Annotated in this window: 12 protein-coding genes and 3 pseudogenes; 7 read left to right on the forward strand and 8 right to left on the reverse strand. The window is 38.6% G+C overall.

Features of this window, described 5'->3' with window-relative positions; translation table 11 throughout:
- The first annotated feature begins 118 nt into the window (after positions 1-118).
- Together ACKC4Y_RS07275 and ACKC4Y_RS07280 are read left to right on the forward strand one after the other, a co-directional pair.
- Positions 119-715, forward strand: a complete 597-nt coding sequence (locus ACKC4Y_RS07275; RefSeq protein ID WP_409361092.1) for a hypothetical protein — start codon at positions 119-121, stop codon at positions 713-715.
- Between the two features lie 2,800 nt (positions 716-3,515).
- Positions 3,516-3,851 carry a hypothetical protein gene (locus ACKC4Y_RS07280; protein ID WP_409361093.1) on the forward strand — a complete coding sequence of 112 codons (336 nt, stop codon included), beginning with the start codon at positions 3,516-3,518 and terminating at the stop codon, positions 3,849-3,851.
- Positions 3,852-5,667: 1,816 nt separating this feature from the next.
- Here the strand turns inward: ACKC4Y_RS07280 and ACKC4Y_RS07285 are convergent.
- From ACKC4Y_RS07285 to ACKC4Y_RS07300, 4 genes are all read right to left on the reverse strand, one after another.
- Positions 5,668-6,234 (reverse strand): hypothetical protein, encoded by a 567-nt coding sequence (locus tag ACKC4Y_RS07285; protein WP_409361094.1) that lies wholly within the window; start codon positions 6,232-6,234, stop codon positions 5,668-5,670.
- Between the two features lie 576 nt (positions 6,235-6,810).
- Positions 6,811-7,017 (reverse strand): hypothetical protein, encoded by a 207-nt coding sequence (locus ACKC4Y_RS07290; protein ID WP_409361095.1) that lies wholly within the window; start codon positions 7,015-7,017, stop codon positions 6,811-6,813.
- Positions 7,018-7,163: 146 nt separating this feature from the next.
- Complete coding sequence (locus tag ACKC4Y_RS07295) at positions 7,164-7,556, reverse strand: hypothetical protein (RefSeq protein ID WP_409361096.1); 393 nt, start codon at positions 7,554-7,556, stop codon at positions 7,164-7,166.
- A 139-nt stretch (positions 7,557-7,695) separates the two neighbouring features.
- On the reverse strand, positions 7,696-7,863 hold the full coding sequence (locus ACKC4Y_RS07300) for a hypothetical protein (protein ID WP_409361097.1): 168 nt from the start codon (positions 7,861-7,863) through the stop codon (positions 7,696-7,698).
- A gap of 457 nt (positions 7,864-8,320) precedes the next feature.
- On the opposite strand from ACKC4Y_RS07300, the gene ACKC4Y_RS07305 reads away from it, so the two are divergent.
- The 5 genes and pseudogenes from ACKC4Y_RS07305 to ACKC4Y_RS07325 all read left to right on the forward strand — a co-directional run.
- Complete coding sequence (locus tag ACKC4Y_RS07305) at positions 8,321-9,487, forward strand: tyrosine-type recombinase/integrase (protein ID WP_409361098.1); 1,167 nt, start codon at positions 8,321-8,323, stop codon at positions 9,485-9,487.
- Between the two features lie 210 nt (positions 9,488-9,697).
- Positions 9,698-9,898, forward strand: coding sequence for a helix-turn-helix transcriptional regulator (locus ACKC4Y_RS07310; RefSeq protein ID WP_011180791.1), 201 nt, complete (start codon positions 9,698-9,700; stop codon positions 9,896-9,898).
- Between the two features lie 288 nt (positions 9,899-10,186).
- Entirely contained in the window at positions 10,187-10,477 is a 291-nt protein-coding gene (locus ACKC4Y_RS07315) for a CopG family ribbon-helix-helix protein (RefSeq protein WP_208438788.1), read from the forward strand.
- Positions 10,474-10,746, forward strand: coding sequence for a type II toxin-antitoxin system RelE/ParE family toxin (locus ACKC4Y_RS07320; RefSeq protein WP_004856836.1), 273 nt, complete (start codon positions 10,474-10,476; stop codon positions 10,744-10,746). Before ACKC4Y_RS07315 ends, ACKC4Y_RS07320 begins: the two co-directional genes overlap by 4 nt.
- A 160-nt stretch (positions 10,747-10,906) precedes the next feature.
- Positions 10,907-11,230, forward strand: a pseudogene (locus tag ACKC4Y_RS07325) (DUF3987 domain-containing protein); the annotation flags it as partial.
- A 322-nt stretch (positions 11,231-11,552) separates the two neighbouring features.
- Here the strand turns inward: ACKC4Y_RS07325 and ACKC4Y_RS07330 are convergent.
- From ACKC4Y_RS07330 to ACKC4Y_RS07345, 4 genes and pseudogenes are all read right to left on the reverse strand, one after another.
- A pseudogene (locus ACKC4Y_RS07330) lies at positions 11,553-13,499 on the reverse strand (DUF6990 domain-containing protein).
- A 5-nt stretch (positions 13,500-13,504) separates the two neighbouring features.
- Positions 13,505-13,792 (reverse strand): hypothetical protein, encoded by a 288-nt coding sequence (locus ACKC4Y_RS07335; RefSeq protein WP_409362167.1) that lies wholly within the window; start codon positions 13,790-13,792, stop codon positions 13,505-13,507.
- A gap of 18 nt (positions 13,793-13,810) precedes the next feature.
- A pseudogene (locus ACKC4Y_RS07340) lies at positions 13,811-14,383 on the reverse strand (SMI1/KNR4 family protein); the annotation flags it as partial.
- Positions 14,380-14,853, reverse strand: a complete 474-nt coding sequence (locus tag ACKC4Y_RS07345; RefSeq protein WP_409361099.1) for an SMI1/KNR4 family protein — start codon at positions 14,851-14,853, stop codon at positions 14,380-14,382. The gene ACKC4Y_RS07345 and the pseudogene ACKC4Y_RS07340, both read right to left, overlap by 4 nt.
- Positions 14,854-14,858 lie beyond the last annotated feature (5 nt).

Below are 14,858 nucleotides of genomic sequence, written 5' to 3' on the forward strand. Positions count from 1 at the left end.
AATCATCCCCTCAAGGAAACACAGAGCAAAGCTTATCCCCTCAAACACTTAAGACCAACTTACATCCAATTTTTTTGAACATAAAACAAAACGACAATTTTTAAGGAGAGGAGATGACATGAAACATCAAGAGACAAGACAAGACCAAGAGAAACAAAAAAACAAGGCACACACTTTTTCCTCCTCCCATCCTCATGAAAGGAAAGCGCACATTGGCCATTTAAAAACGCAAGAAGTGCTCATTGAAACAAGCAATCCTTATTTTCAGTCAACCCACCCAGAAAGTGGAGACAATCCACGCACTGTTAAAGCCATTGCCAATGCACGGGGGCGTCCTATTGCGCTTTTATACACAAAAGGGCATATCAGCAAAGCACAATATAGAGCAGCAGAACGTTTTTATGTTTACTGGCGCCAAAGCCAAGCTGACCTGCACATGAGCCCTGATTACACACATGAAAAAGTTGAGTGTAGCCAGAGTTATACACACCCTCTTGAACGTCAAATAGAAGCAACCAATCATTTACAAAAGATCAAAGTTCTGCTTGGTATTCTTGGCTATTCCCTTGTAGAAAAGGTGGTTGGTTACGATCAGGCAATTAAAGACTTAACCCCCTCAAAACGCAAACAAAACTCTCTTGCTGATCATTTACGAGATTGTTTAGAGCTGCTCGCCTTTCATTGGGGATATACAAGCCGTAAACCCTCTGAATGATTTCCATACCTCTCTCCCTTCCCTCTGCCCTCCCTCTCCTCAGCTCCACCTCTCTATCTCTCTCCATCCTCTGCCCCTCCTTCTCCTCTCCTTCGCCTATTTTTCATCCTCCTCCCACACACCTGCAAACTTGACCAGAAACCACACCCATCAGAAGCCCCCTCACATGAGCTTCCCCCCACACACACCAGCTACCTCTCACCAACACCCGAACAAAGGTCTCCACACCCCATAGAAAACCCTCCTTCTCCTCCCCCTCCGCTTATTTTTCTTCTCCTTTCAAACCTACTTCTTTTCTCACGGGAGAGCTCCTCACAAAAACCTCTCATCCTTTAGCGCACTTTTCGCTATATTCTTCTCTCTCACCAGCATCTCAGTACAGATATCGACGCGCACCCACTAAGTAATCTCACAAAAACCGCACCATTCTCCAGCCCATCTTTTAGCCACTCTTTGAATCCCCACACCACGCTACTTTTCACCTCTACTCTTTACACACGTTTAACACTCCCTTTGAATTGCCTCTTTAAGAGACACGCATAATGCACAATGTTCTCATTCCTCCTCTTTTACAGCTTTACGTTTTATCGTTTTTACGCTTACACAGAAAACAGGAAAAACGCTTTTAATAAAAATCCCCATGGGAACATTTCTGAACAACACTTTAGTAAGTGTGAAACACATGAAAATTTGCTTCACTCATCTACACCACCCACACCTCTCTCCACTCTACTTGTCACCCTAACCACACCTGCAATCACCAGAAAATGCCCCTATCAGGAACACCCTCACATGGGCTTTCCTCACCACCAGCAACCACACCAACATCCAAGCAAGGAGGTATCTACATCACTGATACTCAATCTCGTGGTTTAATCTTTGCAAAACTCCCTTTCTCTTCTTAAAGCCACTTCCTCTTTTTAAACGATGAGAAAAATTCATTTTTAGTGTTTCATTCAGCTTGCCTTGTGCAAGACACTTTTATGTATAAACCAGCATCCCACTTAAACAAACGCCGCCCCATCAAAGCCTCCTCCAGATAACCGTCCTCCCTCTTCAACGCGCACCCTTTGCTATATTCTCCACCTTCAACAGCCTCCAAGTACAGGGTCACACCTCAAACGAAAGTAAACCACTTCACGAACAATCCGCCACTAGAAACCACTCCATTCTTCATCCCACCAAAAGCCACCCTCACGGATATCATTCTACTCTTCACCACACTCTCCTCCATACTTTCCCTACTCTCAGACCCATCCTCTACCCACTTTTCGAATCCGCACGCTACACCACTTTTCACCTCTACTCTTACGCACTTTTTAGCAAACCCTTTCATTGCATCCTTAAAGATGTTCATAATGCGCAATCCTGCTGCTTTCCCCTTTTTTTACAGCTTTACGCTTTATCGTTTTTACGATTACACAGAAAATAGTAGAATGCTTTCCTCACGGAAAAATCACCTCACAGAAACCGCCCCCCCAATGCACCTTTCACCACACTCTTCACCTTCTTCCCCCAAAATTTCCCTTCTCACAGCGCAACCACCTCGCAGAAATTTCCTCTTCTTTAGCCGAATTTTCGCTGCACTCGTCCTACATACTGGCATCCTGCATACCAAGAAACAATCTATGAGGAATCTAACGCATTGAAGGGCTGCCACTCTTAAAAACATTTGTAAATTTCTTTCAGACCCTTATCCCGTATCCTTTATCTTTTCAGGATCTTTTCAGGTCTTCTCCATCAAATAGACAGCATCTCTCTCGTCATTTTATCGTACAAAACAAATTGGCAAACTTACTCTTCTCGTCGAAATTCCCTTTTGACAAAGGACAAAAGCATTTTCACAACGATATTATCTTGCCTAGAACACTCTAAATGCTATCGAAATAATACGATTTGAAGAGAGATAGAGAACAGTTTAAAAAGTGATGATCGGATAAAAGAGCAATAAAACAAACAATGATGAAACTCTTTTCTCTCTCTAGACTGCCTTATCGTGGTCAGCTTCTCTCATGAAAACCTTTTAAAGCTATCCATTTTATAAACATGATCAGAACAAAATAAAAACAAGATGTTATCAAAGAGAATCATTCAAGTTCCCCCAATGACTAATGACTGTAGATTTTTCAACACCTTTGACTGCTCTACTCGCTTGCTCTCTTCACTCTAAAATTATCTCAAATATTGGGCATCTCAACAAACACTAAGGCTGTAAAAGAAACATCCATGGCAGCTTCAAGAGCCAACCTGTAAGGAAAGACAAAAAACTACAAACTTTACGCATAATCTCGACTTTTCACAGAGAATTTACCGCCTCTCCCCACGGCTTCCAAGAGATACACCCAACCTCTCAAGAATGGACCCAAACTCCCCATATGAAATTTACCCCATACACAAGGAGAGATTCAGCCCAAACGGAACGGACCCTACAACCCACAAAATGGACTCAGATTCTACAAAATCCTTCTACAAAATCCGCTCATCTCTCGTGAACATTGAGATTTTATGCACCTTCTCTGCAACACAAAAAGGCTTTTTCTAGCCCCGCTTTTTATCACTCGTTTTGTATAATTTCCTCTTTTGCAATAATTATCCACATGAAATTTTTACATCCACTTTAACCATCTATGATAAAGAATTCTAAAGAATTGATTAAGGCAAAAAATGGTTAATTTAGGCTATTTGTAGTCACAATTTATTCTTTTTTATGACTGTTGCATTTTTACTATAGAAATCCAAAATGAATTAATGTATGATGCGTTTTGATATTTATTTGATAAATAAATAAAGGAGGGATACTATGAAAATCAGATATTTTTTTATAGTTGGTGCTATCACCAGTGGTTTATCTTTAGCACTTGAAGCCTCTGAACATGTAGTAAACCAACAACAAAATCCTGTTATTTCTCCTTATACTAATTCTGAAGAAGATTTAAATCTTTTTGAACCAGTAGTTGGTACATTTAATCTATCAAGTAAACTTGTAACTTATAAGAACAATACAGTACTCTATGGAGGTGTGAATGAATTATACAAACAAGGGAAAAATCTATTGTATGCTGTAGCTGAATTTCTGCACTCTATTATCATGCTTTGCATACAAGCGCTCTTCACAGTTCACAACAGTAGTGCTTGAACAGGACAACAAGGAGGGGTCCATAACGCGTTGTGAGGGCAAATCACAGGAGGGGAGGTACCTAGCGGCATTGTGAAAGAAATTCACAAAGGGAGGGGTACCTCACGCGTTACGGATTAAAGATTAAAAAAATCCCTTTATTAAAGATGGGGTTTATTCTACTTCACTTTTCTTTTTATATACGAGGATATTCTTTTAAGTTTTATTTAATTTTTGAGTTTTACATTATGCTCATCTTTTTCTCAAAAACAAAACAACAGTTTTTTCTTAAAAAACTGTATAACGGAGGATTGAGTTCAGATTTTCTTTTCCATACTTTATTAACATAAAAGATTAAGACAAAAGGCGTTAAAGGCAAATACAAACGGCATTTATCTTTTTAAGAGGCATGCATATGCCTTATATCAAAGTTCTGAAGAACAATATTGTACGGAACTGGAGGATAACAATCAGCTTTTTTCGAAAATACAAGAGCAGGCTTTTTCTCAAAAACAAAGCAACAATAAACAAAAATCTTTTCCACAAAGAAGAGAGAACCGTGACTTTTTCATTGATTATTTTCTCTATGACTTGATTCAAGTTATTTTTAGTTCATTCTCTTTTAAAGATTTTTTGTTATAATTTATTTTCTTTATAGTTTTTTTAAAATTTTTTGAGCTATTCTTGATTCAAAAGGAAAGAGTTCCCTTTATTTTCCTCAACACTTTACCGCTCTAAGTTCCAATTTTTATATCGATAATTTGAAATTTTCCATTCTCACTGAAGACAATCTCGCAACAGGCTCTTATTTCATTCTTACCTCTCTGCCCCCCAGACTGAATATTCCTTCACCATTGCACACAAGACATCCTCTCTTCGTTCATTCTGCAATTCATCGTTATTTTCTCATTGCAGAGTTTTCACTGGTAAGCCTTATTTTATTGCATAATTCTAGGTCTTTTGCTCTGAAAGAGCAGATAATTGACCACCGTACCTCCATTTGACAAGCTCCCCCGCATCTATTCAAGAAAAATGTAATTCAGTAGCTTAGCCTTTGCCAGAGCTTTAGCCAAATTCACAGATTCAAAATGGATTTTTTGATAAAATTGTCAAAGGTGCTTTCCACAAAGCAATGGGTTCCCAACAAAGCCAAGTACGTTTCCTGCTACAAATCTTTGTCTCCCTCCTCGAATCTTTTTTGTAAAACCACACGCCGTGCCAAAGAAAAAACACCAAAGTAAAGCAGAGCATAATGTGCCCTTTTGATTTCACTTATCTTCCCAAGATAAAAAAAGCAGAACAAGCTCTCTTGGTTTTTCATTCTTTCCCAAAAGAAATGTCCTTTCCCCAAGTCAGAGTACCCTTCTGCGAGCAAATTTCCTCATAAAGGTTAAAGCTATTAAACCGCCCATTTTTAAATTTCATCAAGCGCCTGCTTTAAACGATCCTCTGTCACTCTCTCCTCAAAAATTTGCTCCTCTAGCCAAAAACTTCAAATGCACCCCTAGCAAGCCCCTAGAATTATAAGGATTAATAGTCTGGCAAGCCGCGGCAAAAATACCGATCATAATTAAAAGCCCACAATAAAATTTTGGGCAATCTTTGTTGACTTCGTCATTATAGAGAAATTGCACTTCGCGATCTGGTAAGAAGATAGTGGCCCAATAATCCCCTTTTCCCTCAATTTCAACCGATCACCCTAAGCTCTTTAAAAGCGCCGTCGCGCTTTCCATAGTCAGAACTTCATCATCATCATAAACCTCATAGAGCTCTTCTTCCGCTTCTTCCTCTCTTGTCTGTTTCTCCCATGTCCATTCCCCCTATGCTTATTCCCCTCTCATGACTTCTCAAACGCTATATCATATTCTTTCAACGCTGTTTTCAGTTCTTTTCTTAAACAGCAGTACATTCTCACCTGCTTAAACACACCATAATAAAGTTCCAAAACAACCATGGGAATAATAGCAATCCAAATTGTCACGAATGTAAGGACTAAGGCAAAGAGTACTATAAGAATCTCATACATATTCCCCCTATCGTTCTTTTTATCCGGATCCTTTTGGTGGCGGGTTATTTCACCTCGTTGCTGGTTTATTTCTTTCAATTTCCAGGTATTTTTTCTCAACAAACACCATAATATTATGTAAAGTATCAACATAACCGGTATAAAGGCTACAACACACACTGTAATAACTTCCCAGAGCACGAAGATAGAAGAAAAAGTGGTATCCTGCCACACGCTCAGCTTCCACTCTGCCAATCTTGGCAGAAAAAGAATCCTGTTACACAGCTCAACGATGAGAGAGAGAAAATAAATGACAATACACTCTCTAAAAGAAAAAAGCTCCTGCCCGAAAAACAAATAGCGCAATTTGTTATAAAATGCTGAATTTTCCCACTTCATTGTTCTTCCTTTTTCTCATGTAAGCCACACTCCTTTTCTCATACGCGCTCTTTTAAAAACCACTAAAAGTGCAATGGATATCTTGCTTTACTTTCAACAAACCACAAAGACTTTCTAAAAGCGCGGTTGCTTTCCAAAGGATAAGAGCATCCTCCTCATCACCAACCTGATGGGCTTCTCTTCACCCTCTGTCTTATGATGCCTCAACCCTGCCTTCTTTTTTGTCACAGAGCTGCTAATCAGTCTTTTCCTCTCTATAACTGTGCAAGTGCTCTGTCGCGCTCTTCTCTTACGCGTTTCAATTCTCGTTTCACTCTACAATACACCCTCGCACGTTTGAGAACAGAGTAATACAGTGTTAAAATAAACAGCGTCACGAAAATAGAATAGACTATCAAAACCAAACTGAAAAAGACAATTAATGCTATTAAAAGACCACTCATTTCCCCTCAGATCCCCTTGCTCAAAATAAAAAGGATGAAGAATATCGCACTGAATTTTTCCCCTATCGCCTAGACTTAACTCTCTGGAGATTTATCGCCCTCTAGACCAATCACTTGTAGACTATGCATCGCTTCATCTCGCTGCCAAGTTGTTTCTTCCAATTGCTGAAGGTTTTTTTTCAACAGATACCCCAACAGAATGTGCAGCACCAACATCACCGGTATAAAGATAAAAATCCCCTTCAAGATGATTTCCAGCACAAATACGAAAACATCCCAAACGCCAGCCTCCCACTCTGTCAGTTTCCATTTTACTAGGAGTGGTATAAAGATGGCACATTTTAAAACCACAAGGATAACAGAAATGCAGAATATTCTTTTATAATCTCTGCTTGAAAGAAACGTTTGTTCGAATGAAAAAGAGCGCGGTTCTTTATCAAATGTTGCATTCTTGCCCTTCATTGCTTCTTTCCCTCTCATAGTTTCTCAAACGAACATATCGCGTTCTTTCAGCACGCTTTTGCGTTCTTTTTTCACTTGGAAATACAATCTCGCCCGCTTGAATGTAGAATAATAAAAGAGCAAAATGTAAATGATAATATTAGAAGTAAAAATCGTCACGAGCATAAGCCCTAGAGCCAAAAATTCCATAAGACGATTATTCACTTTCCCCCTCATGCCCTTTTTATACAGATCATTTTGTAGATGGTTTATTTTATGGTGTTTGCCGGTTAATTCTTTCAGTCTCTGAATGTTTTTTTTCACCCCAACCGTAAAGACTATGTAGAGTCCCAACATCACCGGTATAAAAGCAACAACACACACCGCTATAACTTCTAACAGCACGTAGACAGACAAAAGAGTACGATCTCCCCACACACTGAGCTTCCACTCTGCTAAGATTGGCACCAAGAGGATCTTTCTGCAAAACTCAAGGATGAGAGTGAGGAAACAGATAACGATATAATCTTTCATTGAAAGAAACGCTTGTTCAAAAAAGAAAGAGCGCGGTTCTTTATCAAATGTTGCGCTCTCCCTCTTCATTGCTCTTCCCTTTTTTCATGCCAGCTCTTTTAAGAACCGCTAAAAGTACAATGGATGCTTCAAGTACGACGCATGCTTTTTCCTTGCTTTCTCCATTTCCAAAACCGCCTTGTTGTACACTCTTGCATGTTGTGAAGCGCAACAACTACTCCTTTAAGAAAACATCAAGGATCATCTCCACAAAAGCATCCCCTTTTGCCTCTAAGATCTCTTGCCTCTCTTCATCCCTCTCTTTCCCTCACAACAACTCTAAGCCACTACACACACTTTTTCAGCGCTTTTGATAACTGTCTCGTCACCTTGTAATACGCACACAAACGCTTGAGAAAAGAGTAATACAGTGCAACAACTGCTATACTTAAGAAAACATCAAGAAACACTCCCCCAAAAAAAAGGAAGAGGAACATATATCCCATCATCATCGTACAAGATATTGATTTATAATGATAATTCACTGTTTTGTATGTTGAGTGAGAGTCCCGAATAACGTAAGATTCTCTCATTTCAAATCTGTTTATCTTGAATCAATCAAAACCACTATTTGCACATAACAAGTGGGATGAGCGTGTGGATCAAATTTGTATAAGAAAGGACTAAAAATGGCTCTTATGAACCGTCTTAATGCAAGGGCTGTCGCAACATTGGGAGCTGGCAAATATAATGATGGTGCCGGCTTGTTACTTCATAAGCGTAAAGATGGAGGTGCTCAATGGATTTACCGTTTTACCATTCATGGGCGGCGCCGCGAAATGGGCTTGGGTGCCTTGAGAGATGTTTCTTTAAAACAAGCCCGTGAATTGGCAACTGGGTGGCGTTCTGTTCTTCGTGAAGGTCGTGACCCTATTAAAGAACGTGAAAAACAAAAGCGTGAGGCAATAAGTAATCTCCATTATTTAAAAGATATCGCGTTGGATGCTTTTGAAAGTCGTAAAGCTGAATTAAAAAATGATGGTAAAGATGGGGATTGGTTTTTACCATTACGCCTTCATATTCTCCCTAAACTAGGCTGTCTTCCCGTTTCTGAGATTACACAAACAGAGATACGCAATACGCTTGCTCCTATTTGGCATACAAAAGCTGGAACAGCTAATAGAGCTCTTATTCGTCTCAATCTTTGTCTCAAACATGCGGCTGCTTTGGGTTTGAATGTTGATTTACAAGCAACAGAAAAAGCACGTGCTCTCTTAGGTAAACAACGTCATAAAACGCAAAATTTACCAGCCATGGATTGGAGAGAGGTTCCGGCTTTTTATAAAACACTCTGTGAAGCATCAACCATAACACAACTGGCTTTGCGTTTGCTTATTCTGACAGGCGTTCGTACCAATCCTTTACGTCATATTCATAAAGATCAAGTTGAGGAGGATATATGGACCATTCCTGCTGAGAATATGAAAGGAAGGCGTGATGCTACAACAGAATTTCGCGTGCCTCTATCAACAGAAGCATTAGAAATTCTAAAACAAGCACGCGGGCTTTCTCGTAATGATTTCTTTTTTTCTGCTAGAGGTCGTGGTCCCCTCGCTGAGAAATGTATGGCTACGTATATGAGAAAAAATAAAATTGAAGCCTGCCCCCATGGTTTTCGCTCTAGTTTACGCAATTGGCTCGCTGAAACAACCGATGCCCCCTATGAGGTCGCTGAAACCATTCTAAGTCATACGGTCGGCGGTAAAGTAGAGCGTGCCTATCGTCGGACTGACTATCTAGAACAGCGCCGCGTTTATATGGATAAATGGGCGGCTTATGTCACGGGTCAATCTTAAGATATGGGGTGAATAACCCCATTATCTGTGGATAACTTTAGCTCTCTTTTCTCTCATTCTCTCTCAATAAGACTCATAAATTATCACATAAGAAATTGTATGATAAAATATTGTTTTCTATAAATAAAATACCTTCAAAAATGAACCAAAATGTGGTTAATAAATGGTTATGATTTGTTACCATTTTTTTACTTTTGAAAGGAAATTATTATGACAGAAAATGATATTCTTTTGACAGACCGTGAAAGTGCAAAACTGCTTCATATGAGTGTCTCAACATTCCGCCGTCATGTAACTAATGGCTCTCTCCCAAAACCTTTAAAATTTGGTTTTTTATCGCGTTGGTTACAATCAGATCTTATCAATGTAATCGAGCAAGCGAAACAGCAACGTCAAAGCGACGCAGCATAAAAAGAAAACCTTGTCACGTAAGGACGGACAAGGCTTTCTCAAGCTCATCACCCTAGAGAGTGCACAATCTGTCCTATGACGCAACGTTATAGGATTTTAAATGATGTGTTCTTTTACGCATGCGCAGGGCATTACACGTGCTGTGCTGAGGGTTTGGCATGGGCGCCTCTTTCAACCCTATGAAAATGCAAAATAGATATAAGATATCTATTCTAACAGTAGCTATTGAAGAAATAGTAAAAATGTATTACATTAGAATTATATTGTAACACATTAAGTAGTCGTAAAATGGCTGAGACAACATTTACCTTTCGCGTCGATGATGTATTAAAAAATGAATTTTCCAAAGCAGCAAAGGCGTGTGATAGATCTGCTGCACAATTATTGCGCGATTATATGCGCGATATCGTAAAAGAACAAAAAGAAAAAAGTGCACACGATTTATGGTTTCGGGAACAAGTTCAATTAGGGATAAATTCTGCTAATGCAGGTGATATAATATCTTCTGAAGAAATCGAAGCAGAAGCAAAGGAATGGCGATTAAAAACACAAAGTAAACTCGATAGATCAACTTTATGAAGCTAATTTGGACACAAGTAGCACACGTTGACCGCAAAAAGATACGTGAATACATATCACAAGATAATCCTTCCGCTGCCTTAAAGTTTGATCAGCTTTTATCTGAAAAAGTAGAAAAACTTGTTAAACTTCCTACTCTTGGTCGTTTAGGACGAATTGTAAATACACGTGAACTTATTGTACATCCAAATTATATCATGATTTATGATATTTCAAATGGCGTTGTGCGTATTTTACGTGTGCTTCATACAAAGCAAAAATTTCCTTAATCAACTGTATTTTTATTTATTTGGTAATTGAAGCAAATTATTTTCTACAATACTGCGCTCCCTATCAGTAAGTAATGATAGATTACTATTTTTATAATGTTGCGAATATGATTGCATAATGCACTTTGCACACCGTTTAGTTTCTACTCGTAAAAATAATGATGATACTCTTGGTAAACGACGCTTTATTGTCAATGATATCACGGTCGAAAAGCTTGGGGAACTCTTAAAAGCCCCCCGTGGTCTCTTAATGGTGCGTGATGAATTGTCTGGTTTTTTAGCCAATCTGGAACGTAAGGAATATCAAACAGACCGTGCTTTTTATCTAACGGCTTTTAATGGAGATGATCAATTTACCTGTGACCGTATCGAGCGTGGAACCGTTTTTATCCCTCATGTCACTTTATCTATGATTGGAAACATTCAACCCTCACGAATTATTCCCATCATTCAAGCAATACAGCGTGGAATAAACGATGACGGTTTTTCGTGAAATCTCTGGAGACAATAGCTCCCAAGGCAGTCGACCTATCATACGTTATGAACAGCATCCTTTAGTGAAAAGTCATAAGACATCGCACTGAGGCAATTTGGAAATCTTATAAAATATTAAACAATATAACAGTGAACCTTCAAAGCACTCCCCATCATTAGTTTTGGGGGGCTTTGGGGGTGCTTCTTATATGTATTATTTTATTTTTGATTAAAAAAAATATACAAGGGGGGAAAAGGAACCCTCAAAACCTTCAAAATCCTCAAAAGTCATAACCATAATGGTCTTGATAGCATTTCTTATGAGTTATAAACTATCTTTTGAAAGGCTTAAAAAAATCAGCACTTTCCATGGTGAGATAGTTATCATTATCATCTGCTTCATCCACTTCCCCTGCCACTTCAACAAAAGTTGTTTTGGAGGCAACAGATACTGTTTGCGGATCCAAACTCAAAATTGGAACGTTTTTAGGAAAACCTGTTCAATAACGCTGGGCAAGATTAAGCGCGTTGTCAATATCATATTTTGTGATAGTATCTACAAAGCCTAGACGGTTTTTTCTTTGAAAACTCTCCTTATAAAACTTAAGTTTTTTGACATTGCCAGTCAAAATAAGTGCAATAAGGTGAAATTCTGCAAGGCAAAATTCACTATTTGTTGGCAAAGCCGCATAATCATAGATGATTTGGTTGGTGTTTTGGTTATCAGCCCATTTAAGAATATCCACACAGATTTGCTTTAGTTTGCCTTCTTCAACTTCAACACTAGAAACTGTATAAACTTCTTCTGCCTCTTTGAGAGCTATATATTGAGGATTCTCGGGAAAAACATCCCTATGAGCAGTGGAAAAGGCAAGTGTTGAAAGTGAAGCCTTGAATATAACGATCGGTGTTTTTCCTTTTGTATAAAGGCTGTACATTATATTAATGATACGGTCTTTGCTTATAAAATAGGCATTACGATTATAATTTTTGTCGCGATAGACTGTCCAGTTCATCATTTTTAATGTTTCAGAAACTGTATTAAGGAGAGCTAAAGATTGTACATCAATACGTGCATCCGCCGCCTCTCGCTCCTTTAAAACGGTCAGATGTCCTTCAGCAAATTGAACAGCGTGATTAACATATTTTTCCACATCATCGTCATCCAAATGTTCAGAAATCGTACCTGCTTTTACGGCATTTTGATAGGATTTCAAGACATCAATTTGACCTGTTAATGCTAAACAAGCCAAATGCCATAGAATATCGAGACAAGAGCTATATTTTTGAACAAGCGCTTTGCTTTCTATCGCTGCTTCTAAATCCTGAGCACGCGCCCATTGTATCACCCGCTCAGAAATTTTGATAAGCTCCTGCTCATTTAATGTCTCTACACGAATATCAATCCCTTTATCAACACCACTAAAAACCCCTCCCCCAATCGTATTAAAAGACTGATAAATATTTGTAGCTGATATCTGCCTACATTTTCTACTATCGTGAATATAATGGCAAGCGACAGAAATCTCTTTATTAGATATTTCAGCTTCAATACGGACATTGTAATTGTCATGGAGACGTATAAAACCAAAATCAAATTGAATAAAGCGGTCGGGCAAAACCAACCACATTTTTCCAGACTCTGTGGCAAACCACCCTTGGGTTTTAAGAATGCGCGTTGCTGCTGTGAGACTCATCAAACGCTGTTTCGGTTTTTTGCGTGTTAAAATGTCATCCAATTCGTTATTTTTATAAGCCTCAGCAAAAAAGATAACGCGCTCAACCTGTGTCATCTTTTCATAATCAGAAAACTCTGGTGTATGTAATTGAGGTGTAGGTTTGTAATTCCTTAAAGCTTCGGTATCGCCGAGTAGAGCCTTTGCAACGAGAGAATGATTAGCAGATTCTTCACGTAATTTTTGCTCAATATCTTGTGCTTGCGCCCAAGCTAACACTTTGTTTAAAGCTATCTTAACGTGGTTTTCAAAAAACTCCAGCGCTGTAACTCCAAAATCTTCTTCTGAAGAAATCAGCATATCCTCATATTGAGGTTGCGATTCTTTACCGTTAGCATATTCACAGCCAAAACAATAAGCAGCAGTAGTAAGACTGACAGAAACCCACAATCTTCCGCTATCCCGTCCATAATCTATGACACCATAATGAATACGCACTATGCGATCGGGGAGGTGATAATAAGCAAACATATCACCCATTTCATCGCGATGGGGCTCCCAACCAACTTTTTTTAAAATCTCTGTTGCGTCTTTGGTTTGCATCGTCATTACCCCCCAGCATGTTCCATAATTCTTTTACAGAGAAATTCATAAAAATTACTTGCGTAATACTGGGGATCGCTAGGTGGAAATCTAAGATAGAGCGGGCACTCACAATCCTGAAACTGAGTATAATCAAAGTAAAAGGTTTCACCAAAATCAGTTCTACTGACAACAAGCTGCTGTGGTTTTGCTAAACCACTTTTCATTTCTGTTAAGCGATTATAGACAATATCACCACCATAAACAGTTTCAAAGTCTACACCATAAATGCTAAAAATTTCCTCGCAACCAATTTCTCCTCCTCCGTAATTTTTTAAAAAACTCTTGTAAAAAGGTACGGGTTGCGGAGTGGGAGTGTGCTCAATCTTTTCAATCGGTTGATCACCATCAGGTATCTCAGCTCCCACGCTTTCTTTAATTCTTTTGCAAAGGAATTCATAAAAATTACTGGCGTAATATTCGCAATCTTCAGATGGAAGCATGACATAGAGTGGGCATTCTCCATCCCGAAACTGCGTATAATCAAAATAAAAGGTTTCACCAAAATCTGTTCTGCTAACGAAAAGCTGCTCTGGTGTCACAAAACCACGTTCTCTATTGAGTAAGTTTCGGTAAACAATATCACCAGCAGGAATACCTTCCCCACAATCTCCATAAATGCTAAAGATTTCATCACCACCAATTTCTCCTCCTCCATATTTTTTTAAGAAAACTTTGTAAGAGGATGTGAATTGTAAGCCGAGAGTTTTTTCCGCCTTTTCAATCTGTAAATCATCTGTTTCATTCTCTTCATCATCTTCACTACCCAAATTGATAATCTCATCATCATATTTATTCACTTTATCAATTAATACTGCAACATCAGCTAAGGTATAGGTTTTCATAAATCTTCCCCTGCGTGCTCTTTAATTCTTTTACAGAGAAATTCATAAAAATTACTTGCATAATAATGTGACGCTCCAGATGGAATCTTGACGTAGAGTGGGCATTCACCATCCCGAAATTGAGAGTAATCAAAATAAAATGTTTCACCAAAATCAGTTCTATTCACGGCAAGCTGATTTGGTTTTGCGAAACCATTTTTTATATCCGTCAAATTATAGAAAACAATATCACCAGCAGGACACTTATCAAAACTTGCGTTATAAATGCTAAATATTTCATCACCTCCAATTTCTCCTCCTTTATAATTTTTTAAAAAACTCTTATAAGAAGATGTAAACTTTACACCAAGAATTTTCTCAGCTTCTTCAATCCTTTCATCACTAACCGCATCCTCTGCAGTGCCAAAATCAACAATATCACTATATTTATCAACTAATTCTGCAACATCAGCTAAGGTGTAAGTTTTCATGGATG

Source organism: Bartonella heixiaziensis, from assembly GCF_046245125.2.
Classification (GTDB): Bacteria; Pseudomonadota; Alphaproteobacteria; order Rhizobiales; family Rhizobiaceae; genus Bartonella; species Bartonella heixiaziensis.

What these genes read in the sequence shown, in the direction of transcription:
- ACKC4Y_RS07280 (WP_409361093.1), top strand. Translation starts at nt 3,516, where the DNA reads ATGAAAATCAGATATTTTTTTATAGTTGGTGCTATCACCAGTGGTTTA.
- ACKC4Y_RS07305 (WP_409361098.1), top strand. Translation starts at nt 8,321, where the DNA reads ATGGCTCTTATGAACCGTCTTAATGCAAGGGCTGTCGCAACATTGGGA.
- ACKC4Y_RS07290 (WP_409361095.1), bottom strand. Translation starts at nt 7,017, where the DNA reads ATGTGCCATCTTTATACCACTCCTAGTAAAATGGAAACTGACAGAGTG.
- ACKC4Y_RS07320 (WP_004856836.1), top strand. Translation starts at nt 10,474, where the DNA reads ATGAAGCTAATTTGGACACAAGTAGCACACGTTGACCGCAAAAAGATA.
- ACKC4Y_RS07310 (WP_011180791.1), top strand. Translation starts at nt 9,698, where the DNA reads ATGACAGAAAATGATATTCTTTTGACAGACCGTGAAAGTGCAAAACTG.
- ACKC4Y_RS07275 (WP_409361092.1), top strand. Translation starts at nt 119, where the DNA reads ATGAAACATCAAGAGACAAGACAAGACCAAGAGAAACAAAAAAACAAG.
- ACKC4Y_RS07345 (WP_409361099.1), bottom strand. Translation starts at nt 14,853, where the DNA reads ATGAAAACTTACACCTTAGCTGATGTTGCAGAATTAGTTGATAAATAT.
- ACKC4Y_RS07315 (WP_208438788.1), top strand. Translation starts at nt 10,187, where the DNA reads ATGGCTGAGACAACATTTACCTTTCGCGTCGATGATGTATTAAAAAAT.
- ACKC4Y_RS07285 (WP_409361094.1), bottom strand. Translation starts at nt 6,234, where the DNA reads ATGAAGTGGGAAAATTCAGCATTTTATAACAAATTGCGCTATTTGTTT.